22 protein-coding genes are annotated in these 24,797 nt (G+C 54.5%); 10 read left to right on the top strand and 12 right to left on the bottom strand.

The window, feature by feature from the left end:
- Window positions 1-37: 37 nt before the first annotated feature.
- The 5 genes from prmC to cls all read right to left on the bottom strand — a co-directional run bounded on the left by prmC (window position 38) and on the right by cls (window position 6,480).
- A complete protein-coding gene (gene prmC / locus BBD41_RS16455) occupies window positions 38-928 on the bottom strand; it encodes a peptide chain release factor N(5)-glutamine methyltransferase (protein WP_099478228.1) in 891 nt (296 codons plus the stop codon).
- A 4-nt stretch (window positions 929-932) separates the two neighbouring features.
- Window positions 933-2,000, bottom strand: coding sequence for a peptide chain release factor 1 (prfA, locus tag BBD41_RS16450; RefSeq protein ID WP_007128795.1), 1,068 nt, complete (start codon window positions 1,998-2,000; stop codon window positions 933-935).
- A gap of 234 nt (window positions 2,001-2,234) precedes the next feature.
- Complete coding sequence (ychF, locus tag BBD41_RS16445; protein ID WP_007128796.1) at window positions 2,235-3,335, bottom strand: redox-regulated ATPase YchF; 1,101 nt, start codon at window positions 3,333-3,335, stop codon at window positions 2,235-2,237.
- Between the two features lie 259 nt (window positions 3,336-3,594).
- A complete protein-coding gene (fni, locus tag BBD41_RS16440; protein ID WP_418304255.1) occupies window positions 3,595-4,695 on the bottom strand; it encodes a type 2 isopentenyl-diphosphate Delta-isomerase in 1,101 nt (366 codons plus the stop codon).
- Between the two features lie 282 nt (window positions 4,696-4,977).
- Window positions 4,978-6,480 (bottom strand): cardiolipin synthase, encoded by a 1,503-nt coding sequence (cls, locus tag BBD41_RS16435; protein ID WP_099478226.1) that lies wholly within the window; start codon window positions 6,478-6,480, stop codon window positions 4,978-4,980.
- Between the two features lie 203 nt (window positions 6,481-6,683).
- On the opposite strand from cls, the gene BBD41_RS16430 reads away from it, so the two are divergent.
- From BBD41_RS16430 to BBD41_RS16410, 5 genes are all read left to right on the top strand, one after another.
- Window positions 6,684-7,265: a TetR/AcrR family transcriptional regulator gene (locus BBD41_RS16430; protein ID WP_028405655.1), complete on the top strand. Its 582-nt coding sequence runs from the start codon at window positions 6,684-6,686 to the stop codon at window positions 7,263-7,265.
- Window positions 7,266-7,387: 122 nt separating this feature from the next.
- Window positions 7,388-7,735, top strand: a complete 348-nt coding sequence (locus BBD41_RS16425) for a DMT family transporter (protein ID WP_099478225.1) — start codon at window positions 7,388-7,390, stop codon at window positions 7,733-7,735.
- Entirely contained in the window at window positions 7,735-8,049 is a 315-nt protein-coding gene (locus BBD41_RS16420; RefSeq protein WP_007128801.1) for a DMT family transporter, read from the top strand. The genes BBD41_RS16425 and BBD41_RS16420 overlap by 1 nt, the downstream gene beginning before the upstream one ends.
- Before the next feature lie 386 nt (window positions 8,050-8,435).
- On the top strand, window positions 8,436-9,365 hold the full coding sequence (locus BBD41_RS16415; RefSeq protein WP_099478224.1) for a TetR/AcrR family transcriptional regulator: 930 nt from the start codon (window positions 8,436-8,438) through the stop codon (window positions 9,363-9,365).
- A 59-nt stretch (window positions 9,366-9,424) separates the two neighbouring features.
- The gene (locus BBD41_RS16410; RefSeq protein ID WP_099478223.1) at window positions 9,425-12,757 is read left to right on the top strand and encodes an efflux RND transporter permease subunit; all 3,333 of its coding nucleotides are present in this window, start codon (window positions 9,425-9,427) and stop codon (window positions 12,755-12,757) included.
- A 136-nt stretch (window positions 12,758-12,893) separates the two neighbouring features.
- Here BBD41_RS16410 and BBD41_RS16405 read toward each other — a convergent pair whose 3' ends face one another.
- Window positions 12,894-13,571, bottom strand: a complete 678-nt coding sequence (locus BBD41_RS16405) for a TorD/DmsD family molecular chaperone (protein WP_099478222.1) — start codon at window positions 13,569-13,571, stop codon at window positions 12,894-12,896.
- A gap of 641 nt (window positions 13,572-14,212) precedes the next feature.
- Here BBD41_RS16405 and moaA point away from each other — a divergent pair.
- Window positions 14,213-15,217, top strand: coding sequence for a GTP 3',8-cyclase MoaA (gene moaA, locus BBD41_RS16400; RefSeq protein WP_099478221.1), 1,005 nt, complete (start codon window positions 14,213-14,215; stop codon window positions 15,215-15,217).
- A gap of 49 nt (window positions 15,218-15,266) precedes the next feature.
- Here the strand turns inward: moaA and BBD41_RS16395 are convergent, their stop codons facing one another.
- Window positions 15,267-15,473 carry a hypothetical protein gene (locus BBD41_RS16395; RefSeq protein ID WP_157929312.1) on the bottom strand — a complete coding sequence of 69 codons (207 nt, stop codon included), beginning with the start codon at window positions 15,471-15,473 and terminating at the stop codon, window positions 15,267-15,269.
- A 125-nt stretch (window positions 15,474-15,598) separates the two neighbouring features.
- Window positions 15,599-16,267, bottom strand: coding sequence for a molybdenum cofactor guanylyltransferase (gene mobA / locus BBD41_RS16390; RefSeq protein ID WP_077568462.1), 669 nt, complete (start codon window positions 16,265-16,267; stop codon window positions 15,599-15,601).
- A 181-nt stretch (window positions 16,268-16,448) separates the two neighbouring features.
- Between mobA and BBD41_RS16385 the strand changes: the two genes are divergently transcribed.
- Window positions 16,449-17,684: an MFS transporter gene (locus tag BBD41_RS16385; protein ID WP_418304233.1), complete on the top strand. Its 1,236-nt coding sequence runs from the start codon at window positions 16,449-16,451 to the stop codon at window positions 17,682-17,684.
- Window positions 17,685-17,846: 162 nt separating this feature from the next.
- Here the strand turns inward: BBD41_RS16385 and BBD41_RS16380 are convergent, their stop codons facing one another.
- Window positions 17,847-19,580 carry a glutamine--tRNA ligase/YqeY domain fusion protein gene (locus BBD41_RS16380; RefSeq protein WP_077568463.1) on the bottom strand — a complete coding sequence of 578 codons (1,734 nt, stop codon included), beginning with the start codon at window positions 19,578-19,580 and terminating at the stop codon, window positions 17,847-17,849.
- Between the two features lie 317 nt (window positions 19,581-19,897).
- On the opposite strand from BBD41_RS16380, the gene BBD41_RS16375 reads away from it, so the two are divergent.
- Together BBD41_RS16375 and BBD41_RS16370 are read left to right on the top strand one after the other, a co-directional pair.
- Window positions 19,898-20,158, top strand: a complete 261-nt coding sequence (locus BBD41_RS16375) for a DUF2164 domain-containing protein (RefSeq protein WP_099478219.1) — start codon at window positions 19,898-19,900, stop codon at window positions 20,156-20,158.
- Window positions 20,159-20,198: 40 nt separating this feature from the next.
- Window positions 20,199-20,747, top strand: coding sequence for a GNAT family N-acetyltransferase (locus tag BBD41_RS16370; RefSeq protein WP_007128811.1), 549 nt, complete (start codon window positions 20,199-20,201; stop codon window positions 20,745-20,747).
- Window positions 20,748-20,967: 220 nt separating this feature from the next.
- Here the strand turns inward: BBD41_RS16370 and BBD41_RS16365 are convergent, their stop codons facing one another.
- From BBD41_RS16365 to BBD41_RS16355, 3 genes are all read right to left on the bottom strand, one after another.
- Window positions 20,968-21,615 carry an MOSC domain-containing protein gene (locus BBD41_RS16365; RefSeq protein WP_099478218.1) on the bottom strand — a complete coding sequence of 216 codons (648 nt, stop codon included), beginning with the start codon at window positions 21,613-21,615 and terminating at the stop codon, window positions 20,968-20,970.
- A 306-nt stretch (window positions 21,616-21,921) separates the two neighbouring features.
- Window positions 21,922-22,416, bottom strand: a complete 495-nt coding sequence (locus tag BBD41_RS16360; protein WP_099478217.1) for a GNAT family N-acetyltransferase — start codon at window positions 22,414-22,416, stop codon at window positions 21,922-21,924.
- Window positions 22,417-22,608: 192 nt separating this feature from the next.
- Window positions 22,609-23,523 (bottom strand): serine hydrolase domain-containing protein, encoded by a 915-nt coding sequence (locus tag BBD41_RS16355; protein ID WP_077568466.1) that lies wholly within the window; start codon window positions 23,521-23,523, stop codon window positions 22,609-22,611.
- A gap of 500 nt (window positions 23,524-24,023) precedes the next feature.
- Here BBD41_RS16355 and BBD41_RS16350 point away from each other — a divergent pair, with 500 nt between their 5' ends.
- Entirely contained in the window at window positions 24,024-24,791 is a 768-nt protein-coding gene (locus BBD41_RS16350; protein ID WP_099478216.1) for an alpha/beta hydrolase, read from the top strand.
- Window positions 24,792-24,797: the final 6 nt, after the last annotated feature.

Genomic DNA, 24,797 nt, shown 5'->3' with positions numbered 1-24,797 from the left:
ATCATATATTGTAAAAGAATTTCCCTCCGAACACAATTTAACGGGCAATTCCCAAAACATGCCTGTCGATTCCCGCCAAATCCGGGATCGTTATGATCTCGTCCCAATGTCCGGCGGCCCGCAGCAAATCCGCCACGTCCTGCGCCTGGCCCATGCCCAGCTCGAAGGCGATCAGTCTCGGCGGTGCGGCTAGCAGCGGGAGCTGATCCATCATTACGCGGTACGGATAGAGGCCGTCCGGCCCGCCGTCCAGTGCGGTTCGCGGCTCATGATCCCTCACCTCGGGCTGAAGGCCGGCAATGTTGCTGGCCGGGATGTACGGCGGATTGGAGACAATCATATCAGGTCCCAAGCCGGCGAACGGCTCGAGCAGATTGCCCTGCCTGAACTCCACGCCGGCCCCGAGCCGGGCCGCATTACGCCGTGCAACGTCCAGCGCCTGCGGCGAAATGTCGCTCGCCAGCATGCGCAGCCCTTTCGCCTCCAGTGCCAGCGTTACGGCGATGGCGCCGCTGCCGGTGCCGATGTCGACGGCGGTCAGCTTTTCACCAGGCTGCAGCGTTAGCTGGTTTCCATACTTCAGCACGGCCTCAACGAGCAGCTCCGTTTCGGGACGCGGTATCAGAACGGCCGGCGTCACCTCGAACGGTCGCCCGTAGAACTCCTGCTCCCCGATGATGTATTGCGCCGGGACGCCCTCGGCCTTCCGGTTGATGACGGCCTCGAAGTCGCTGCGCCGTTCCTCGGGAAAGGCGTCGCCGAGGGCCACGTAATACGCCGTGCCGGTCAGTCCCAGCACATGCTCCAGCAGCAGCTGTGCATTTCGCTGCGGCTCCATGATCCCGAGCCCGTCTAAAAAAGAAGAAGCCTCCAGAAAGGCTTCCCGTATGCTGCGCTCCGGCGTCAATGTAAATTCGTTTCGCTCCAAAGCGTTATACTCCTTTATCCATCATTTCCGCTTGCTCTGCGATGGTCAGGGCGGAAATGATCTCCTCGATTTCGCCGTTCATCACCTGATCCAGCTTATGCACGGTAAGCCCGATCCGATGGTCGGTCACCCGGCTTTGCGGGAAATTGTACGTGCGGATCCGCTCGCTTCGATCCCCGGTGCCGACCTTGCTCTTGCGCTCGCCGGCGTACTTCGCTTCCTCTTCCTGGCGCATCATGTCGTAGATGCGCGCGCGAAGCACCTGCAGCGCCTTCTCCTTGTTGGAGTTCTGGGACTTGCCGTCCTGACACGTAGCCACGATGCCGGTCGGGATATGCGTTACGCGAACCGCCGATTTCGTGGTGTTAACGGACTGACCGCCCGCACCGCTGGAGCAGAACGTATCCACGCGGATATCCTTATCCAAAATCTCGATATCGACTTCCTCGGCTTCCGGCATGACCGCCACTGTTGAAGTGGAGGTATGGATACGACCTCCGGATTCCGTTGCCGGAATACGCTGCACCCGGTGCGCGCCGCTCTCGAATTTCATTTTGCTGTAAGCACCGCGGCCGTTGATCATGAAGATGACCTCTTTGAAACCGCCGAGGTCGTTCATGTTCACGTCCATCAGCTCAACCTTCCAGCCCTGGGAATCGGCATAACGGGTGTACATCCGGTACAGATCGGACGCGAAGAGCGCCGCCTCGTCTCCGCCGGCTGCGCCGCGAATCTCGACGATAACGTTCTTGTCGTCGTTCGGGTCCTTCGGCAGCAGCAGAATCCGGATTTTCTCCTCCAGCTCCTGTTGGCGGGCGGAGAGCTCCTCGATTTCCATTTTAACCATTTCGCGCATTTCGTCGTCGAGCTTCTCACCCTGCATGGTTTTTGCAGCTTCAAGCTCTTCCATTACATTTTTATATTCAACATAAGCCTCATAAGCAGGCTGCAGATCGGATTGTTCTTTGGAATAATCCCTTAGCTTCTTGGAGTCATTCGCGACATCCGGATCGCACAGCAGCTCGCTCAGCTTCTCGTAACGGTCCGCCAGGGATTGCAATCGGTCTAACAAGGAATTCACCTCTCTTACGTAATATTCCTGATTCTAGCGCCTATCGCTCCCTCGAATATGCGAAGCGTAAACGACTGTTTATTATAGCATGAAACGCCCTATTTGACTAGAAGGGCATACGCACGGGAAACGCAGGAAACGTTCCCTGCACTACATGAAACATCCGCTTGGCAAAAAGACCATGATCCCATGCATCAGCTAAGCATGGAGCCATGGTCTTTGTATCATAATATGCTACACGTTGAAGCGGAAGTGCATGACATCGCCGTCATTGACGACATAGTCCTTCCCTTCAAGGCGGAGCTGTCCGCGCTCCTTCGCGCCGTTCATCGACCCTGCGGCAACAAGATCGTCATAGGATACGACCTCGGCCCGGATAAAGCCGCGCTCGAAATCGCTGTGGATGACGCCGGCCGCCTGAGGGGCCTTCGTGCCTTTGCGGATCGTCCATGCGCGCACCTCCTGCACGCCTGCGGTAAAGTAGGTGTACAGGCCGAGCAGGCTGTATGCCGCTTTAATGAGGCGGTTCAGGCCGGATTCCTCCAGGCCCAGCTCTTCGAGGAACATGGCCTTGTCTTCGCCTTCAAGCTCGGCGATTTCGGCTTCCACCTTGGCGCTGATCGGAACGACGGCAGCATTCTCGGCAGCCGCGAACTCGCGGACCTGCTGAACGTACGGATTGCTGTCCGCGTCAGTCACGCCATCCTCGCTTACGTTGGCCGCATACAGCACCGGCTTGAGCGTCAGCAGATGCAGATCGCGGACGATCAGCTTCTCCTCATCGGACAGCTCGACGCTGCGTGCCGGCTGATCGTTGTACAGGGCTTCCTTCAGACGCTCCAGCAGCTCTACTTCCTGGGCGTACTGTTTGTTGCCGCCCTTCATGTTCTTCTTCGTACGCTCGATCCGCTTCTCGACGCTGTCCAGATCCGCCAGGATCAGCTCCAGGTTGATGGTCTGGATGTCGCTGACCGGATTGACCTTGCCGTCTACGTGGGTGATATTCTCATCCTCGAAGCATCGAACGACGTGCACGATCGCATCGACCTCGCGAATATGGGCCAGGAACTTGTTTCCGAGCCCCTCCCCTTTGCTCGCACCGCGAACCAGTCCCGCGATATCGACGAATTCGAATGCCGTCGGTACGGTTTTATTCGGCTGCACCAGCTCAGTCAGCTTATCAAGGCGCTCATCCGGCACCTCAACGACGCCGACGTTCGGGTCAATCGTACAGAACGGGTAGTTCGCCGATTCGGCGCCCGCCTGCGTTATCGCATTAAACAATGTGGATTTGCCGACGTTCGGCAAACCGACGATCCCTGCTTTTAAAGCCATTTATATGACAACTCCTTATCAGGTTACTATCACTGGTATGCATTTTATTTCAGAGGATTACGGCAGCTTGTGCCTCCTTAACCCCCGGGTCCAAAACAATCTTATTAATTATAGCAGATACCCGATAGAGTTCAACACGTATTGCCGCATCTATTCCCTCGTGTACCATAACGTTTCCTGCATGGCGATCAGTCCTGTCGTTATCGACCTTGCTTTGCGGTCGTTAGAGCTTTCAGTACAGACCAGACCTTGCTTGTCGTTACAAACCTTGCTTGCGGATCAAGCGAGGCGTTGACCTTAACGCCGTTATATCCGCAGCCCCGATTACCAGCATCGCGGTTCGAAGCTCCAGCTCCGCCTGAGCGAGGCGCCGGTCCAGCGCTTCCTCGGAATCGACGGCCGGCCCGAGCAATCCCCGCCCAAAGCCCGCCAGATCAGCGCCCAGTGCAATCGCTTTGGCGGCATCCACGCCGCTGTTTAATCCGCCGCTGCCGATCATCGGCATATCCGGAACAGCTTCCCGCACCTCGACAATACATTCCGCCGTCGGATTGCCCCAGTCGGCAAAGGCCTCCGCTGCGGCTCGTCGTACCGGATCGCTTGCCCGGAATTTCTCGACCTGGCTCCAGGAGGTGCCGCCGGCTCCCGCCACATCAATGAAGGCAACACCGAGCTCCTTCAGCATCCGGGCCGTCTCCCCGTCAATGCCCCAGCCGACTTCTTTCACCCCGACAGGAACCTCGAGCCTGCTGCACAGCTCTTCCATCTTGGAGGCGAGCCCGCCAAATCGCGTGTTTCCTTCCGGCTGGAACACTTCCTGCAGGGCATTGAGATGCAGCACCAGCATATCGGCGCCTGCAATGTCGACCGCCCGGCGGCAATCATCCGTTCCGAAGCCGTAATTGAGCTGAACCGCCCCGAGGTTCGCGATGATCGGTACGCTCGGCGCCCTCTCTCTTACGCGGAAGGTCGGGGCAAGCTCTTCCTTCTCCACCGCTGCCCGGATGGAGCCGACGCCAAGCGCCCAGCCCCTGCGCTCTGCCGCTTCGGCAAGCCGCATATTAATCTCGCCGGTTGTCCGGCTCCCGCCCGTCATGGAGCTGATGAGAAACGGCGTCCGTGTTGGAATGCCGAGAAAGGAGGTGTCTAGGCTGATGTCCTCGAAGTTCACCTCAGGCAGTGCGCAATGCCGGAAGCGGTAGCGCTCAAAGCCTGAAGTAATGCCGACGGAGCCGACCTCTTCCTCCAGGCACAGCCGCACATGCTCAATCTTCCGCTCGCCGGTGGGGACATCCGGAAGCAGCCGGCCGCCGGATGACTCCAAGCCGTCTGACCGATTACAAATTGCGGCAGGCTCCATCGTTCCGGCCCTTATTTTTTTCCATGCATTCATTTCCATAGCACCTCCTGTTTAAAAATTTTTGTGATCGATATTATGGCGGCTGTAGGCTTGTCGAACCGATGGGTGCTCAGCCAGACCGATAAATCCGGACCGGACGAAATGCCTGTCCATCGTGCGCCGCATCTGTCCGGCTTATTCGCGAATCTTCACGTAATAACGGGCTCCGCCCATGTTATCCATATATTTCTCTTAAACGGCTGTTACACATCAGCCCAAATATTCCCTTGCACCCGAGCAACGCTACAGCAGCGGCGACATCAGCCGCGCCGCGGATTCGAGCAGCCGGGTCATGATGCGCTTCTTCCTCGTGCGGCTTCGGTCATACAGCACCGCGTGCTCCAGATCCTGCTCAAAATCGGCTACCAGCTGATTGACGCTGTCCGTATGCACGAGAAGCGCGTTCACTTCAAAATTCAGGTGAAAGCTGCGCATGTCCATATTCGCCGTTCCGATTGTGGCAACCTCTCCATCCACAATGAGCAGCTTGGAATGCATAAAGCCCTTCTCGTATTCGAATACCCGCACCCCCGCATCCAGCAAAGCCGGGAAATAGGAATGCGAGGCCAGAAACGGCAGCCACTTGTCCGGTTTCGACGGAAACAGGATCCGGACGTCAAGGCCGGACAAAGCCGCGACCCTCAGCGCCGTCAAAATATCTTCGTCCGGGATAAAATAAGGCGTCGCAAGCCATACGGAACGACGTGCCGATGCGATCATGGAGAAGAAGATATGCTTGAGCGCCCGGCGCTCATTATCCGGTCCGCTGGCAATAATCTGCACGGCTCCGGAGGAGTGATCGACGAGATCCGGGGAGAAATACACCTGGTCTGTAGGCTGCTCTCCGGTCATATATTCCCAGTCCTGCAGGAACACAATTTGCAGTGTCCTGACGGCCTCGCCCCGGACCAGCATATGCGTGTCCCGCCAAAACCCGAAAACCTTGCTGCGGCTCAAATACTCGTCCCCGACATTCAAGCCGCCGATGAAGCCGACGGTACCGTCGATGACAACGATCTTCCGGTGATTGCGGTAATTGACCCGGCTCGTGAAGAATATCGCCTTCGGGCTGCCGAATACGGCTACCTTAATCCCCGCAGCTTTCATCTCCTCCAGGAAAGCGGGCGGCAGCTGCAGGCTGCCTACCGCATCGACCATGAACCGGACAGCAACCCCTTCCCTGGCCTTTCGCACCAGAATGTCCCGAATTTGGGTCCCGATGTCGTCAGGACGATAAATGTAATATTCCATATGAATATGATGCTTGGCCAGCTCCAGCTCGCGAAGCAGTGCCGCGAACGTCTCCTCTCCGTTCGTGAGCACCTTGGTATCCGAAGAGAACGAAACCGGCGCACGCCCGAGGCGGGTGGACAGCTGCAGGAGCTGCTGGTGTTCCCTTTTAAAACGGGAGATATCTTGGTTGCTGCGCCGAAGCACTTCGCTGGTATAGGCCAAGCCGTCCTTTTGCGCCTTCTTGTCATATTTTCTGCGTTTAAAATAGTTCTGTCCGAACAGAAAATAAAAAACTAGCCCTACGATCGGTACTAGTGCAAGCAGTAGAATCCAGGCCATTGTACTGGTCGGATGCCGGTTCTCCATGAAAATCATGAACCCGATCGAGACGACGGTCAGGGTCGAAAATATCCCGATGATAGTTCCTGTCGTCTTGCCGAAATAATCGATGCCAAAATAATAAAACGCGAATAATAACGCGGTAATCAGTACGGCCTGTATTCCCTTTCTCATATCCTTCTACCCCTTGCTTCATCGCTTCATCTCTCTTTTGTATGTACGATGCTGGTCAACCCATATTCTACATGATAAGTCTCGGGAACTAAAGCATGAACTAAAAAGCCCCGGCCCTCGTTAGGCCCAATAAAAAGACTATTGACAGAAGCAGCCCCGTTTGCTAAAAATATAACTAACGACCGTTAGTTAGGAGGATTGCGATGAGTGCCGCTGAGATAAAACAGTCCGCTCTGGCCCGCTTCGCCCAAGACGGCTATGAAGGAGCCTCGCTTAAACATATTGCCGATGATTGCGGAATAAAGAAGCCATCGATCTATGCTCATTTTTCCAGTAAAGAGGACCTGTTCCTGCAGGTGCTGGCCGATGTGTTCGAGCGGCAGAAGCAGCGGATCGAAGACTATTTCGAGGAGCACGCCTCCCTTCCGCTTGAAGCGCAGCTGAAAGGATTTGTGGTGGATTGGCAGCAGATTTACGAACGGGATGCGGAGAGAAAGTTTTTCCTGAGAATGGTTTTTTTCCCGCCAAGCGCTCTGTATGACGATGTCATGAATCTCGTCTATCCGTTCCTGGATGAGCAGGAACAGAAGCTGTCGAGGCTTCTAGCCGCCGGCTGTCCGGTACAAGGACGGATCATTCGGCACCCTAGGCAGGCCGCCATTGCCTACCTTACCTTGCTCGACGGCATTGCCGTCGAGATGCTGTACGGCGGGGAAGCCCGCACCACTCGGCGGCTTGAAGCCGCATGGCCCGTGTATTGGTCCGGCGTGTCGAGAGAAAGATAACGATAATTTCCGATCAAACAACGGCCTGACGCTCGGGCACGTAGAGTCACAGTCCATAAAAGTTAGCGTTCGCGCAAAAGGAGCACTTAGTCTTCTTAGTCAAGAAAAGGAGAGGAATCATCATGAATCGAAATTGGGTTTTTGTACTTTTGGCCGGCTTGGTCGAAATATTGTGGGTCATCGGCTTAAAGCACGCTTCAAATACGTGGGAATGGCTAGGAACCGCTCTGGCGATTGTCGCCAGTTTCTTTTTGATCATTGAGTCCGCTAAACGGCTCCCTGTGGGGACGGTGTATGCGGTTTTTACCGGAATCGGCACGGCTGGAACGGTCGGCACTGAAATGCTGCTGTTCGGCGAACCTTTTAAGCTGATTAAGGTGCTGCTGATCGGAGTGCTGCTGGCCGGAGTCATCGGACTAAAGCTGGTCACCACTGACAATGCCGAGCAAAACGGGGAGGTGAGCCGATAATGGCCTGGATCGCGCTTATTTGTGCAGGATTGCTTGAAATCGGCGGGGTGATCGGCATTAAGGGAGTGTCTCAGCGGAAGGGCTGGATCTATCTGCTGCTGATGTTCGCTTCGTTTGCAATCAGCTTCTCCCTGCTGTCGTTTGCCATGGAGAGCATTCCCATGGGTACGGCCTACGCCATCTGGACCGGAATCGGGACGGTCGGCAGCACCGTCACGGGCATGGTACTGTTCGGCGAGCCGAAGGAATGGCGGCGTATCCTGTTCATCGCCATGATTCTGTGCTCTGCCGTCGGATTGAAGCTGATCACTTAAGCTACTTCCTTATTCGTAAATGTACGGTGGTTGCATGGGTTAGCCATTGATGCTTGCGAGCGGATGTAGCTTTTATGCGGCTGAAACAAGTCCCTTTTGAGTACTTATGATGCGGATATAGCCCCATGTGGCGGAAACAAGTCCCTTTTTGGTACTTGTGGCGAATATAGCCCCATGCGGCGGAAACAAGTCCCTTTTGAGTACTTGTGATGCGGATATAGCCCCATGTGGCGGAAGCAAGTCCCTTTTGCAGCACCAGTAGAACATCTTTCAAAAGAACGGCCTTTCACGAAAGTTGAAACGGCCGTTCTTTTTCCTTTATAATCGGAAATGACCGCGAGGTCAATAACGGAACTCTTAAGTTCCCAAGCGAGGTGAAATCAGGCTTGGCTGATAAAACGGCAGATAAAAGGCAGCAAATTCTCATCACTGCGATGCAGCTGTTTTCCGCGAAGGGCGCCTCGGAAACCTCCATGCAGGAGATCGCCGAAGTATGCGGGATGTCGAAAGGCAGCCTATATTTACATTTCAAATCCAAAGAGGAATTGGAAAAGAGCATCTACGAGCATATCATCGGCCGAATTAAGGATGAGATTCTGCGAGTGGATAACGATCCGCTCCTCGAACCGAGGGAACAGCTGCGCAAGCAGGCCGAGGTGCTGCTCATCCATTTCATGGAGATTCGCGAATTTCTGCTGAAGCAATTCCACGATCAGACGGTGCCGGGAAAGCCGCCGTTTGACAAGGATAACGCCCAGCAGGAAATTGTGCAGGCATTGCAGTGGTTTAACCATAAACTTCAAGTCATCTACGGGCCGGAAGCCGCGCCCTATACCATGGAGATCGCCATGCTCATGGGCGGTATACTGGGCACCTACATCCGGTTCCTGTTCATGCCGGACTTCCACCTGAATGTGGGACAAACGGCCGAACATCTTATTCAGCTGATGGACGACGTGATGGCAAGCATGCTTCGCCGGCGGCCGAAACCCCTTATTCCGTTGGAGGTCGTTCTGGGTCAGAAGGATCTGTGTCAGGTCGACCTGCGGTCGCCGCGTCACCCGCTTATCGTGATCAAGGCGATGAAGAATGAAATGAAGCAGCTGAAGCTGGATCACGAACTCCGGCAAGATACCCTGGAGTCCCTCGGGATTATGGAGAAGGAACTGATTACCCTCCAGCCGAGCCGGGCGGTACTGAAGGGAATGCTAAGAAACCTTGAAGGAATTGAAGGTCTGGAAGACTTATATGAAGAGCTGAGGAATACCATCACGACCGTACTGGAAACCTACTTAACACCTGGCGGAATGACATAGGAAGATTCGTTTGGTCAAAGCTAGAGACATAAGTTATGGAGAGGGGAGAAACCCGACGCATGAAAGGAATTATTAATTTTTCGCTGCGGAACAAATTTGCCATCTGGCTGTTAACCATCATCGTAACCTTCGCCGGACTATACAGCGGGGTGACGATGAAACAGGAAACGATCCCGGATATTAACGTGCCGTTCCTTAGCGTAACCGCTGTTTACCCGGGCGCCGCACCCGAGGGTGTCGTAGAAGAAGTCACCAAGCCGCTGGAGACGCGCCTCCGGAATATCGACGGCGTAAAGACCGTCACTTCCACCTCTATGGAGAATGCGGCAAACGTCATGGTCGAATTCGATTACGGAACCGACCTCGACAATGCTACAGCGGCCGTTCGCGAAGCCATCCAAGAGGTTCAGCTGCCGGATGAGGCCCAGAAGCCGACCATCTCGAAATTCAGCATGAGCTCGATGCCGGTGGTCTCGCTGAGCATTTCGAACAGCAATAACATGAAGCTCGACGAATTGACCCGCATTACCGAGAATGACATCGTGCCTGCTCTCGAGGATCTGGACGGCGTAGCTTCCATCCAGGTTGCCGGCCAATACGTCAATGAAGTCCAGCTGAACTTCAAGCAGGACGAAATGGATAAGCTTGGCCTCACGGAGGATACCGTGAAGCAGATCGTCCAGGCTTCCTCGCTGTACGTTCCGCTCGGCATGTTCGAGATGGATAAATCGCAAAAAGCCGTTGCGATCGACGGCGGGATCATTACCATTGATGATCTGAAGAACTTGGCGATCCCCGTTATTCCAGGCGGTGCAGGTGCGCAAGCCGGCGCGGGAGCAGGGGCTCCGAACGCAGGCGGCGCTGGTCAGTCGGGAGCTGCTGCCGGTCAAGGGGCCGGAGCAGGGACAGGCGCCCAAGGAGCTCCACAGAACAGCACGGATGCCCAGGCAGCAACGCAGACAGGCGCAGGCGACCAAGCAGCCGCAGGCGCTCAAGGTCAGGGACAAGGCGCCGCAGGTGCCCAAGGTCAGAGCCAGGGTGCCGCAGGCGCTCAGGGTCAGGGTGCTCCAGGCGGGCAAACCGGCGCTCCTGCCGGCATTCCAACCGTGAAGCTGAGCGAAATTGCCGATATTAACGTCATCGGCACCTCGGAATCGATCTCCCGCACCAACGGGAAGGAATCGATCGGCATTCAGATCGTCAAGTCCAATGATGCCAACACCGTTGACGTGGTCAACCTGGTGAAGGATAAGGCCGAAGAACTGGGCAAATTGTATCCGGACATGGATCTGACCATCATGCTCGACCAAGGCAAGCCGATTGAAGACTCTGTGCATACGATGCTCTTCAAAGCGTTGTACGGGGCATTGTTCGCGGTCCTGATCATTATGCTCTTCCTTCGCAATATCCGTTCGACGATTATTTCGATCATCTCGATCCCGCTGTCCCTGCTGATTGCGATTCTGTGTTTGCAGCAGATGGATATCACCCTGAATATGATGTCCCTTGGCGCGATGACCGTTGCCATCGGACGGGTTGTAGACGACTCGATCGTTGTTATTGAAAACATATACCGGCGCATGTCGCTTTCCACCGAGAAGCTTTCTGGCAGGGAGCTCATCAGCGCCGCCACCCGCGAAATGTTCGTGCCGATTATGTCCTCGACCATCGTAACGATCGCGGTATTCCTGCCGCTGACGTTGGTCAGCGGTATGGTAGGCGAACTGTTCATGCCATTTGCATTGACGATGGTATTCGCGCTGCTGGCTTCTCTCGTCGTTGCGATCACGCTCGTGCCGGCCATGGCCCACAGCCTGTTCCGCAAGGGGCTGAAGAACAAGCATGACCATGCGGAGAAGCCGGGCGCGATCGCCAAAGGCTATCGCTCCATTCTGAGATGGTCCTTGAATCATAAGGCCATTACATTCCTAATGGCGATCATCCTGCTGGTCGGCAGCCTGTTCCTTACGAAATTCCTGGGCGTCAGCTTCATTCCGGAGCAGGAAGACAAATACGTAATGGTGACGTATTCCCCTGAGCCGGGCGTTCTGCTCGAGGATGTCGAGCAGCGCGCGCTGAAAGCCGAGAAGCTGATCATGGATCAGCCGGGCGTTGAGAAAATGCAGTATTCCATCGGCGGCAGCAATCCGCTTGGCATGGGCTCCGCCAATTCGGGATTGTTCTATATTATGTATGAATCGGATACCAAGAACTTTGAGGATGTCAAAACAGCCCTGATTGAAGATTTGACGAAGGCCGTTCCGGAAGGAACCTGGGCCAATATGGACATGGCCGGCGGCTTTGGCGGCAACCAGCTGACGGTGAACGTGTTCGGCGATTCCCTGGATCAGATCAAGCCGGTGGCCGATCAGATTGTAGAGCTCGCCAATAAGGACACCGCGACTTTCGATAATGCAGAGACGAGCTTGTCCGAAGCGTTTGAGCAGTACACGCTCGTCGCCGATCAAGAGAAGCTGAGCTCGCTCGGGCTCACTGCCGGACAGCTGGCCATGAAGCTCAGCCCTGTTCGCGAGCGTCCGGTGCTGACTGAGGTAAACATTGAGGACAAAACCTACAATGTCTATATCGAAGCCGACACCACCACTTACAAGAGCATCAAGGAGATTGAGGACGAAACCGTAACCTCCCCGCTTGGTATCGAAGTACCGATCAAGGACGTTGCCAAAGTGGAGAAAGGGACGACTCCGGACACAATCACACGCATCGACGGTAAAATGGTTGTGACTGTAACGGCCGACATTTTGACCAATGACGTAGGAACTGCATCCAGCAGCCTGGAAGCTGAGGTCGATAAGCTGGAAATTCCGGACGGCGTCTCCGTACAATTCGGCGGAGTCACGGAACAGATCAATGAAACGTTCGGGCAGCTGGGACTCGCCATGCTGGCCGCGATCGCCATCGTGTATTTCGTTCTCGTCGTCACGTTCGGGGGCGCGCTCGCTCCGTTCGCGATTCTGTTCTCGCTGCCGTTCATCGTCATCGGGGCGATTATCGGCTTGCTGGTGACCGGCGAAACGCTGAACGTATCCTCGCTGATGGGCGTGCTGATGCTGATCGGTATCGTCGTTACCAACGCGATCGTTCTGATTGACCGCGTGATTCACAAAGAGCGCGAAGGCCTCAGCACTCGCGAAGCGCTGCTCGAGGCAGGGGTGACCCGTCTTCGTCCAATCCTGATGACCGCACTCGCGACCATCGGCGCTCTGCTCCCGCTCGTGTTCGGATGGGAGAACAGCGCAGGGATTATCTCGCGGGGACTTGGCATCACGGTGATCGGCGGCCTGATCAGCTCCACGCTGCTGACGCTTGTCGTCGTGCCGATCGTGTATGAGTTCCTGATGAAATTCCGCAAGAAACAAACAGCCGAATAAACGGCTCGCCTATAACAATAAGGGCATCATTCAGGTCTGCGAAGACTTGAATGATGCCCTTTTGTTCATTCTATAGCATGTTTTGGGACGTCCATGCGGCCATTCAGACCTTCACGTCATCCTTCATATCCGCTCGTTAATGTACAAGCTCCCCCTCACGGGATTGCCTCCACACCTTCAGCATCCGTAAGTCCTGCTTAAGAAATTCCTCCAGCAAGCGGAACAACGCCCGATAAAGCGGGCTATCGGTAGAAGTCCTCATATCCTCGCAGAGCGAGGGCACCCATGCCAGCAAATGCTCCTCCAAAAATTGTTCCTGGGCGGCCATCAATTTCAGCAAACCGTCCTCGCCATAACAATTGTTCAGCATCCGGTCGTGAAGCACTGTCATGAATTCCAGCTCAATCGCCAAATGATCGTCGGCCTCTCCATGCAGTTTGTTAAAAGCAACGCCGACCGTCTCATAACACTCGGCAACGTCCCGAACGCAGCCGCTCTTCGTATACTGCGATTCGGACAGCGGGCGCTGCTTGTTCCGCTCGAGCAAACGGCGGTATTCCGTGCCTTCATACTCGCAGATCTTAACCAGCTCCTCAGGTGATCGGCCGCATAAATAATTCACCAGGTCGGCTCCCCCTTGGGTGCCTTCCGCCGCTTTGCCGATCCCGCTTCCGCGGCTCCATTCCGCAATCATAGACAAGCTGGGCGAATTGCCCATAAAATCGATCAAAAGCTCATAAACCGTCCCCCGGTTTTCCAGCCACCGGTGACAGACGTCAGGTACCTCCAAAGTTTGAACAGGTGATATCGCCATTTCGAACCTCCTAATGGTAACCTCTCTTGTTGGATGTGATATCCATGACAGTATAGCTTAGATGATTGTCTATTGAAAGTGATTTGAAATCATTTCCGAAAGTTTCGGAAAATTAAGGAAGCTTTCGGAAAATGAGAATGCCGCGACTTCCTGCTTCCAAGGGGAGAAAGCGGTTATCTGCGCCTTCATTATAACCGGCAACCGTAAACGCTTTCTGTGAGACGGATCACAGGCTCTTGAAATCGGCTCCTGGCTTGTCCCATGAAAAACAGGGCTTACCCTCATTGACTCCTGTTCGGGGAATGGCTACAATGTGACCATGTCATGCAACTAAAGGTACGTGTTCAAAAAGTCGGTTTTTCAGCACCGAGGCTTATCCTTCCGAAGTGCGTTTTTTCAAAACGCTTTAGGTTAGATGAAGCTAGGGAGTGAGGAGTGGAGCTAAACGTTTTCGTAGAAAACGACTTCGGAAGCATCTGCTTAGTTTAGGTACGTGAGCACCTGAAATGTTTCCGCGGGAAACATGCTTCGGAAGCATTGACTTAGGCCCGGCTGAATTCAAGATTCGATGCCGCGTTACTTCTTGACTCACTTCGTGATCAAAAGACGACTTTTTGAACAACCTCTAAAGGGGGATTTCAATGATTGAGCCGCTGACAGACTCCTTCGGTCGGATCCATGATTATATCCGCATCTCGGTCACCGATCGATGCAATCTGCGTTGTGTCTATTGTATGCCGGAGGAAGGAATGGAATTCCAGCCCCACGATCAGATTATGAGTTATGAAGAAATTGCAGCTGTCTTGCGCGTGCTGGCCCCCATGGGTGTGTCTAAGGTTCGCTTGACCGGCGGCGAGCCGCTGGTGCGAAAAGATCTGGAAGCCTTAGTCCATATGATTGCGAGCATTGATGGAATTAAAGATATATCTCTTACTACAAACGGATTGCTGCTGCCATCCAAAGCCAAGCTTCTGAAGGAAGCGGGACTGACCCGCATCAACATTAGTCTGGATTCGCTCCAGGAGGAGCGCTACGCCCGAATTACGCGCGGCGGCAGTGTGCATAAGGTGCTGAAGGGCATCGAGGCCGCTTATGAAGCCGGACTCGACCCGATCAAATTGAACATGGTCCTGATGAAGGGCTTCAACGAGGATGAAATCCGCGACTTTATCGCCATGACGCTGGACCGCCCGCTGCATGTCCGGTTTATTGAATACATGCCGATCGGCCATGCCTCGGAGGAATGGCGGGACTCCTACCTGCCGCTTAGCCGGGTCAAGGAGGTGTGCAGCGAGGCGGGCTGGGAGGTTCGGGAGGAGAAGGGTCCTTCCGGCAACGGCCCGTCCCGCAATATGAAGGTGGCCGGCGCCGTCGGCACCTTCGGCCTGATTCATCCCGTCAGCGACCATTTCTGCGATTCATGCAACCGGCTCAGACTGACCGCGGACGGCAACATCAAGGCCTGCCTGTACTGGTCCGACGAATTCAATGTCCGCCGGGTCATCGATGATCCGGTCGCGGTGGCGGACCTGTTCCGCAAGGCCCTCGGCGCCAAGCCCCTCAACCACGAGATGGCGCTCGCGCTTGAGAAAAAAACGCAAAGCCACACCCCGACCGTACGGCGCATGTCGCAAATCGGGGGCTAATATCGTACGTTAAATTTATCGACGATGACTGCCTCACGATGCTCGATGCTCAGCGTGGAACGATCGGACGGCGAGCCAATGACACGTCAAAGCTTTCAACATTTGCAAAAAGCCCGGCTGATATCCAATCAGCCGGGCTTTCTTTGATTCCTCTGACCTGCGCTTTCTTTGATTCCCCTGACCTGCACTTTCCTTGATTCCCCTGACCTGCGCTTTCTTTGATTCCCCTGATTTGCGCTGCCGCCTTCGGATCCATGTACAGACTACTCGTTGATCCAGCACCAGGTTCATTTTCCCTATTCCTCTTTTCCCTCTCCCCCTTCTTTTTCCCCTTCCTTTTTTCGGAACCGGCTCATTCGCTTCTTTTAATTCTCTGCACGGCTAATTCTCTGCATCCATACGGCAAGCCTCCACATAATCCTCCGGGCGGTTCATGTTGAATACGGCTTTGCGCGGGGAGCATCCCATCAAGGCTTCCAGCTGATCCTCCGGCACAAGCAGGGCATCCAGCTCTTCGATCCAATCCGTCATGCGCAGCCGCCCTTCCTGCAGTCTTCGCTCGAGACCGGCCGCCGTTTCCTTCCGATACAAAGCCAGCAGCGGATGCATTCTCCCCTGGATGACCGGAATAACCGCTTCCTGCCCGGCTGACGCAGAGTCCCCATGGCCATGCCCAGATTCAGCGAGACGCAGCAGCGCACCTAACAATGCCGGGCTGATGAACGGCATGTCACATGCTGCGACTATATTCCATGTGCGGTCGGACGCCGTCAGGGCAGCATGAATCCCTGCCATCGGCCCTTGTCCGGGATACCGGTCCGGCACGCATTCCACACCGAGGTTTCGAAACGAATCCGGATCGTTGACCGACAGGAGGATTCGCCCGCACACTTGTTCCAGGCACCGAACGGTTCGCTCAATCAGGCTTTCCCCGTTCAGGGACAACAGCGCTTTGTTCGCCCCCATCCGGCGGGAAGCCCCGCCTGCAAGAATAATTCCTGCCACCTGCCCGGACAGGCTGCTGCGGCTCCACTCCCTCATCTCCATCATGTTCAGCCCCCTTTCTCAAATTCAAGCTGACTATATAAGCCTCTAATTGGCAATTAAGTTAATTAAGGTTAATCTAACAAAAGATGGTTTGTATCCCTTTTCAATGCGTGATACATTGGAGAAGGTAGCGGTGTGGTTATGCCGCAAACATAATGCATTCGGTTTGAAAGGAATGACCTGCTTGCGGAATATGGATAAAGATCAACCTTCTCTAACATCGCTCAAGCTGTTCAACTTCTTCATTTACGGAACGATGGTCATTTTCACCGGTTTCTTTCAGCTGTATTTGCAAGATATCGGCATGAGCAAAATCGAGATCGGCAGTCTGATGGCCATAGCTCCCTTCGTCTCGATCTTCGCCAACCCCTTCTGGGGGTACTGGGGCGACCGGACAGCGAACATCAAGCGCGTGCTTCTGATTATGATGACCGGCACGCTGCTTCTGGTTCATTTTGTCTTCCAAGCGAATACGTATGCCATGATTTATATGGCCATGATTCTGTTTTATTTTTTCCAGACCCCGATGTTCTCGCAGACCAATACGCTAATATTGACCTATATCGACGGAACCCGGCACAAGTTCGGCTCTTTCCGGCTATGGGGCTCGCTCGGCTGGGCCCTGACCGCGATCGCAGCCGGCCCTGTCATTGATCAGCTTGGCTCCGGTCGTATTTCCATCGTCTTCTCGATTATGCTGTTCGTGGCGGCCATCTTCATTTTCACGCTTCCCGGCGTGCAGAAGACAACCGGGTCTGCTACAGTAACGCTGAAGGGATTAAGCCAGCTGTTCTTGAATTCGTATTTTGTGTGGTTTATCGTCTTGGGCATCTTGGTATCCATCCCGAATACGGCCAACAATACGTTCATGTCGCTGTATATTTTGGAGCTCGGCGGGACTACGCAGACGGTGGGGCTGGCCATCTTCTTCTCTTCGGTTTTTGAAGTGGTCATCTTCCTTGTCCTGGACCGGTTCTTGAAACGGAAGATCCATGTGCTGGTCGGCTGCCTGGCGGTCGTAAGCCTGCTCTTCGCCCTTCGCTGGCTTCTGATGGCTGAAGCGAGCAGCCCGGTTCATGTAGCCTTGATCCAGCTGCTTCACTGCGTTACCTTCGGCGGCTACTTCTATGTCGGCGTCCAGCTTACGATGCTGTTCGTCCCAAAGCCGTACCGCGCATCCGGACAAGCGATTTATACCTTAAGCTGGAGCGGGATTTCCGGCGTCGTCGGCGGTCTCGCCGGCGGCTGGATGTTTCAAAACTTCGGCGCCCAGACGATGTACCGTACCGGCATGATGCTCGCGATCATCGGCGTCATCGGCTTCGGCTGGATGTGGTACAATCTGCACAAGCACGGGTACCAGCCTCGGCAGCCCGATGAGCAGCTGGACGAGGCGGAGGAGGAATATTCCGTCGTCTGACCCGCATGCGCGCATGGACAAGACTTTCCCTTTGTATGGGATGTAACCTGGAATAGTGGCAGTATATGACAAGACTCGAAGACGCCGCACGGCGGAATCTTCGAATCTTGTTAGTTTAACATGCCGGCTGCAACCGGTCTGCATCCCCGTTCCCTGAAATGCTTAGCTTTTCGGGAGCTGGAACGAGCTCTTCAGCGAGACGACCCGGTTGAATACCGGACGTCCAGGCTGCGAATATTTCGTATCGACATTGAAGTAGCCATGACGGAAGAACTGGAATTTATCCTGCGGCTTGGCATCCTTCATATTCGGCTCCACAAACCCGTGCACGATCTGAAGTGAATTCGGGTTAATATCGTCAAGGAAGGATTTCTCCGCAGCAGCTTCCGTGCTGTCCTCCGTTTCACCGATGGCCTCCTGCGTCAGTTCCGGCTCGGCTTCATCCTCTTCGTCCTTGAACAGCGGCTCATACAGGCGGAATTCGGCAGGCACGGCCTGGCTCGCTTCAACCCAATGGATCGTCCCTTTGACTTTACGGCCGGTAAAGCCGGTGCCGCTCTTCGTCTCCGGATCATAGGTGCAGTGTATTTCGATGACCTTCCCGTTCTCGTCCTTGATGACGTCGTTGCATTTGATGAAGTAAGCATGCTTCAGACGGACCTCGTTGCCCGGGAACAGACGAAAATACTTGCTCGGAGGATTCTCCATGAAGTCCTCCTGTTCGATGTAAATCTCACGGGAGAACGGAATTTGGCGGGAGCCCATCTCCGGATTTTCCGAGTTGTTCTCCGCCTCCAGCCATTCCACCTGACCTTCCGGGTAATTGGTGATCACGACCTTGAGCGGATCCAGCACCGCCATCGTCCGCGGCGCCTTCAGCTTCAGATCCTCCCGGATGAAGTGCTCCAGCATTTGACGGTCCACCGTGCCGTACGCCTTGGAGATCCCGGTCTCATAGACGAAGCTCCGAATCGCCTCCGGCGTGTAGCCGAGCCGGCGAAGCCCGGAGATAGTCGGCATACGCGGATCGTCCCAGCCGTCCACATACTGCTCGTCCACCAGCTGCTTCAGCTTGCGCTTGCTCGTTACGGTCTGGGCAACGTTCAGGCGTCCGAACTCATATTGGCGCGGCGTGCACTCCATCTCGCACTCGGCGACCACCCAATCATAGAACGGGCGCTGATCCTCAAATTCCAGCGAGCACAAGGAATGGGTGACTCCTTCAATCGCATCCTCAATCGGATGGGCGAATGCATACATCGGGTAGATGCACCACTTGTCGCCGGTATTGTGATGATGCGCGTGGGATATGCGGTAAATGACCGGGTCGCGCAGATTGATGTTCGGCGAGGCCATGTCGATCTTGGCGCGCAGCACCCGCTCGCCGTTGCCGAATTCGCCCTGGCGCATCCGTTCGAACAGCTCCAGATTTTCTTCCACGCTGCGGTCGCGGTAAGGACTGTTTTGGCCCGGCTCCGTAAGCGTGCCGCGGGTCTTCCGGATTTGTTCGGCGGTTTGATCGTCCACGTATGCCTTCCCTTTCTTAATGAGCAGCACCGCGCGATTGTACATTTCCTCGAAATAGTCCGATGCAAAGCGCAGCTCCTCCCATTCGAAGCCGAGCCATTTTACATCCTCCTTAATGGAGTTGACGTACTCGATGTCTTCCTTCACCGGATTCGTGTCGTCGAATCGGAGATGGGTCCGTCCGCCGAACTCGTCGGCCAGCGTAAAATTAATCCAGATCGCCTTGGCATGTCCGATATGCAGGTAACCGTTCGGCTCCGGCGGGAAGCGGGTGACGATCTCCTTCACCTTGCCGGACTTCAGATCTTCGGCGATGATATTTTTTATGAAGTTGGAGGGGGTGCCCCGGTGGTTCTCCACGTTGATCAACCTTTCGTCCTGTAATTTCCGTCTATCTCCTGTATAAACGTGTTTCCCTTAAATATACCTGTAATAGCCCGATTGTTCAAGGAACGCGGGCGCTTCCAGGGGATAAGCAGGCCTTTCAAATTAGCCGGATATATTCGCTTGGAGCCCTTATCGCTCCTGCTGCCCAGGGGATGTGAAGCTTCGCTGGGCAAGCCAGCAAAAAGCGGGCAATCCGCGAGTAAGCCAGCGCTTCTGCCGCGGCACTACATATGCTTTGACGGGTGCGGCTTGAATGAGGTAGCATGGATACAAAAACAGCCGACAGGAGGCATTCCTTCATGAGACCGATCAAGCTTGCCAAGGAACAGCGCGATCTGCTGGTCGAAGAAGTCCGCCATTATTTCGAAACCGAGCGCGGCGAAACGATCGGCCATCTTGCCGCGGAAGGCATCTTGGACTATTTTGCGGCAACCCTGGGACCTCACATTTACAATCAGGCTCTCAGCGATTGCAGGCAAGTCGTAAATGAGCGGATGATTTCGCTGGAAGAGGACATTTACGCGCTGGAAAAAAACACGAACACGAAGCGAACCCGCTAAAGCTGCGGGGCAGGATCAACACAAAAGAGGGAGATGCGAGATGTTTGGATATGCGCTTGACGAGCATGTCGAGCTGCGTCCGCTTGCGATCGAGCATGCGCGGGCGCTGTTCGAAATCACGGACCGTTCACGGGACCGGCTGCGGAAGTGGCTTCCGTGGGTGGATTCCGTACAGGAGGTTAACGACACCGTCAATTACATAAAGGGAGCGATGAAGCAGGCTGCGGAAAACGGCGGCTTCTCCGCCGGCATCTGGGTGAGAGAAGAGCTGGCGGGAACGATCTCCTTCCATGAGATCGATTGGAACAACCGCTCCGTCGGCCTCGGCTACTGGCTTGATCAGCAATTCACCGGGCAAGGGCTGATGACGAGCGCTTGCCGGGCTTTCACGGACCATGCGCTCATGCGGATGGGGCTGAACCGGGTGGAGATTCGCTGCGCAACCGCCAACCACCGCAGCCGGGCCATCCCGGAGCGGCTCGGATTCGTCCTGGAGGGCGTGATCCGCGAGGCGGAGAAGCTGCCCCAGGGCTACGTCAACCATGCCGTCTACGGCATGATTCAGAGCGAATGGAAGCGGCTAGGCTAGATTGAGGACTTTACCGAACGGGGACAGGACGCAGCATCCAGACATACGGCGAATCGCCGGGGTCAGGATGGAGGCGCCCGTCCCTTTTTCCTTTTTAAAGAATAGCTTGGGAACCTATCGAGCGGAACCTCGCGGACCGGCCCTCCCTTAAGAGTGTGGTCGGCAAGCTATAGGCGTAACCGCCAACGGACGAAGCTTTCCCTGCGTTCGTTAGGGATCCTTAATTCATTTTCTCCAGCCACTTCGCGAACTGCCCCTTCAAGCTTGCAGCCAGCTCCTCCAGCTCCAGCATCCGGCTTAGCGCCTCCTCATCCTTGCGGCCTTCCTTCATCACGCGCAGCACTTCCCGCACCGTTACACCGGAGCTGCGGCGATCCAGCGGAATCACTGGGGAATCCGCGCTGACCTCGCCTTCCTCCAGGACGCGGAAATAAAACCCGCTGTAGCCCGTATTAAGCACCCTGGCCGGCATATCCTTCACCCCATGCTTGTGCGACAGCTTGAAGCACGGATATCTGGGCTGGCTGACCTGCAGGACTGCACCGCCAATCCGAAACACATCGCCGATGCATACCTGGTCCTCCAGGAGGCCTTGCAGCGTTAAATTTTCCCCGAATGAGGCATACGGCATATCCTTGCCCAGGGATCTCTGCCAATATGGATAGTGCTCGTAAGGGTAAGCGCACACCGCCTTGTCCGGACCTCCGTGATTCACGAGATCGGCCTGACCGTCCCCTTCAAAATTCACATTGCTTAAAAACACCGGTCCTTGCACGGGCTGCTTATGGATTCCGGTCGTCAGAGCCTTGCCCTCATAGTCCACCGTGACCGGCTTCCCAACATTCAGCGAAACGATTCCCAACGTCATGGCAACTCTACCTCCGTCTAACTGATCTTTTCATCATACTATATGAGGTTGTTCAAAAAGTCATCATTGGATCACGAAGCACACGAAGACGCCTGCTGACACAGTAGGCGCGGCGCTTAACCTTCGAGGAGGTCCTGTACGCGTAACGCATGCCGTCTATGACGCTGCATAAGGCCTGTATGCATACGTCTATGGCCATGCACAAGGCTGCCCGGACACAGCAAACGGCCCGGCAATAACTGCCGGACCGTTCATTCCATAATCGCGGCCCATCGCCGGACCAAGATTGTGAGCATTCCTGATATTTTATAAAAAGCAGCACATCCATATATCATCCACATATCGGCCATCCACATAAAATTCCCGGACCAGCCTTCCCTCTTCCCGGAAGCCGCAAGCGCGGTAGAAGGATAAGGCTGCAGGATTCGAGGACAGCACCCGGAGCCTCAGCTTGGCAATCCCCTCTCCGCCCGCCAGCTCCTTGGCCGCCTCGATCAGCTGCAGACCGATGCCTTGGCGCTGATAGGACGGATGAACCGCAATATTCAGCTCCATCACATGGCGATGGCTCTCCATCCCGCTGGGAGAACGAAAGCCGACATAACCGCACAATATATCATCGCAAGCCGCCACCAGCTGGCTTCCTGGAGGGCAATGCAGCAAAAACTGCTCCCTCGAGGTCCAATGCAGCGGCTCGGGGGCCGTATTCCTGTTCCATATCAGATGGTCCAGCTCCATCAGCTGAGCGGCGTCCTTCATCTCCGACAAGCGGATGGTGACGATTTCCTGACTGGCTTTCACCCTAGCATCCCCTCACTTTAAACAGCGCGTACCCCTTTATTATAACAGGCGGGGGCAACCACTGCAGGGTGAGGCTCGATATGCAGCAGCCTATCCTATAGCGTTCGATCCGGCCGAGGGAGCAATGGCAGCGGGGACCCTATGTCCAAGCAGAACCGGAAGCCCCTACACACGGTATCTCATTGTATTCATCTATAACAACGGGTAAATTTCTGTCCAAACTGCATCCATAATCTCCTGCATTCGGTCTTCCTGGCTATTCACCGCGATGACCGCATCTTTGCCAGGGATAACGATGCATAGCTGGCCGGAAGCCCCATCTGCACGGTAGGCATCATGAGTGCACATCCAAAATTGACAGCCATACCCCTGGGCCCAATCGGGATTGCCCTTCGTATCGATCTGTTTGGTGGATACGAATCGGATCCACGCTTCAGGCACAATCTGTTGTCCTTCCCACAATCCACGCTGCAGCAGAAGTTGACCAAATACGCTGAGTTCCTCATTGCTGATAAATAAGCCCGCACAACCCAGCGTCACACCCAACGGGGATGACTCCCAATGAACATTTTCTATACCCAAGGGCTCAAACAGGCGCGGAGTCAGATAGTCCCTTACCGTTTCGCCTGTCGCCGCCTGGAGCATAGCCGAGATCATGAACGTATCTCCACTGCTGTATGTAAAAGTCTCGCCCGGCGTCCGGTCAAGCGGTAACGACATATAGTACTTAGCCCAATCCTTCTCTTTCAAAGATGCTCTTTCGTTTGCCCATAAGGGCGGCGAATCATGGCCCGAAGACATTCGAAGCAAATTGTACAGTGTGATGTTGCCGGGATCAAGAGACGGCTCCAGCGTGTCGACCATCGAAGAATGACGCTGAAAAAATTCACCCAGCCGGCTGTTCAGCGCAAGCTTGCCTTCCTCAATGGCCAGGCCAACGGCCATACAAGTAAAAGATTTGCTGATGGAATGCTGAACACGCCGTTTGTCCTCCGTCAAATCGTACTTTCCCCACAGCCGGCCGTTTTGGCGAACCCGCGCTGAATGCACCTGCAATCCTCTCTCTGCGATGTAATCAATAAAGCCAGTTAATGAATGATTAGACATGGATTTACCTCCTATCCACTTAAGTCTCGTTAGACTGCAGCCCCTGAAAAGGTTTTTGGCATGATTCATGCTCTCACCCCAGAATAACATGTTTCAAACCTAACATGTTGCACCTCAATAGAAACGTTTCAACAATGGATGGTTTTTTTACCAATACATCATTACAGGAATCCATAGTATTCTCAACTTATTGAAAGCGTTTTCTATAGGCGAAAATACACCGAAATAGGGTGAAAATATAGATATTAGTCCTTGATCGCAACATTTTCCACGGAAAATCATATTTTTAAAAACGATATTGACAAAGATTTGATGTCGAATTATGATGTTATCGAAACGATTCGATAAATCGCTTACATAAAATAACGGTGTTTTTGAATCACATCGGTAACGGAACTGACAGGTGTTTCGGCAGTCCCGCTTGGATTTTGTGGATCATCGGGATGCATAGATCCCACCGCCTACCTGCCTAGATCATTCACATTTGAAAGGGGTTACTTATGGCGCATATTACGATAGAGACCGGCTCCCCCACTTTATGCATGACGACAAGCATCCATGTCGTGTCGCCCGTGGAATCAGGCAAAGCACCGGATTACACACTCTATCTTCTTCATGGAGCAGGCGATAACGCGAGCACTTGGCAGCGCCTGACTACCGTTGAGCAATACGCACATCAATACAACTGCACCGTCATTATGCCGGAGGCAAACCGAAGCTACTATACAGACATGACGTATGGCCTTAACTATTTTTATTACGTTACCCAGGAGCTCCCGAAGTTTTGCAGCCGATTGTTCCAGCTGAATGAGGACCCGGCCCGTACCTTTATCGCCGGCTTGTCCATGGGCGGATATGGAGCCCTTAAATGTGCGTTGACTTATCCGGGACAATACGCAAAAGCCGTTTCGTTATCTGGTGTAACCGATATTCGGCAGAGGATTCACGATATGGACATGCCTGCCGGTATGGTCAAGGAAATGCAGGCCGTATTTGGTCCGGAGCTTGACATCAAGCCGGATCAGGATCTGTATAAGCTCGCGGAAGCGGCACTTTCGCAGACCGGAAAGCTGCCCCCGATCCTCTGCTGCTGCGGAACGGAGGATCCCTTTATCAAGATGAACCGCGAATTTGCCGCATACCTGAGACAAAGCGGTTTCGACTTCCGCTACGTGGAAGGACCCGGGGCGCATGAATGGCGGTTCTGGGAGCAGCATCTGGAAACGGCATTTGATTTTCTTTGTAACGACAAGACTCAAGAAGAGTGAGGAGAT

Origin of the sequence: Paenibacillus ihbetae (assembly GCF_002741055.1) — a bacterium.
Taxonomy (GTDB): domain Bacteria; phylum Bacillota; class Bacilli; order Paenibacillales; family Paenibacillaceae; genus Paenibacillus_AQ; species Paenibacillus_AQ ihbetae.
Note: the sequence above shows the minus strand (reverse complement) of the source record. Positions and strands in the feature narration are given on the sequence as shown.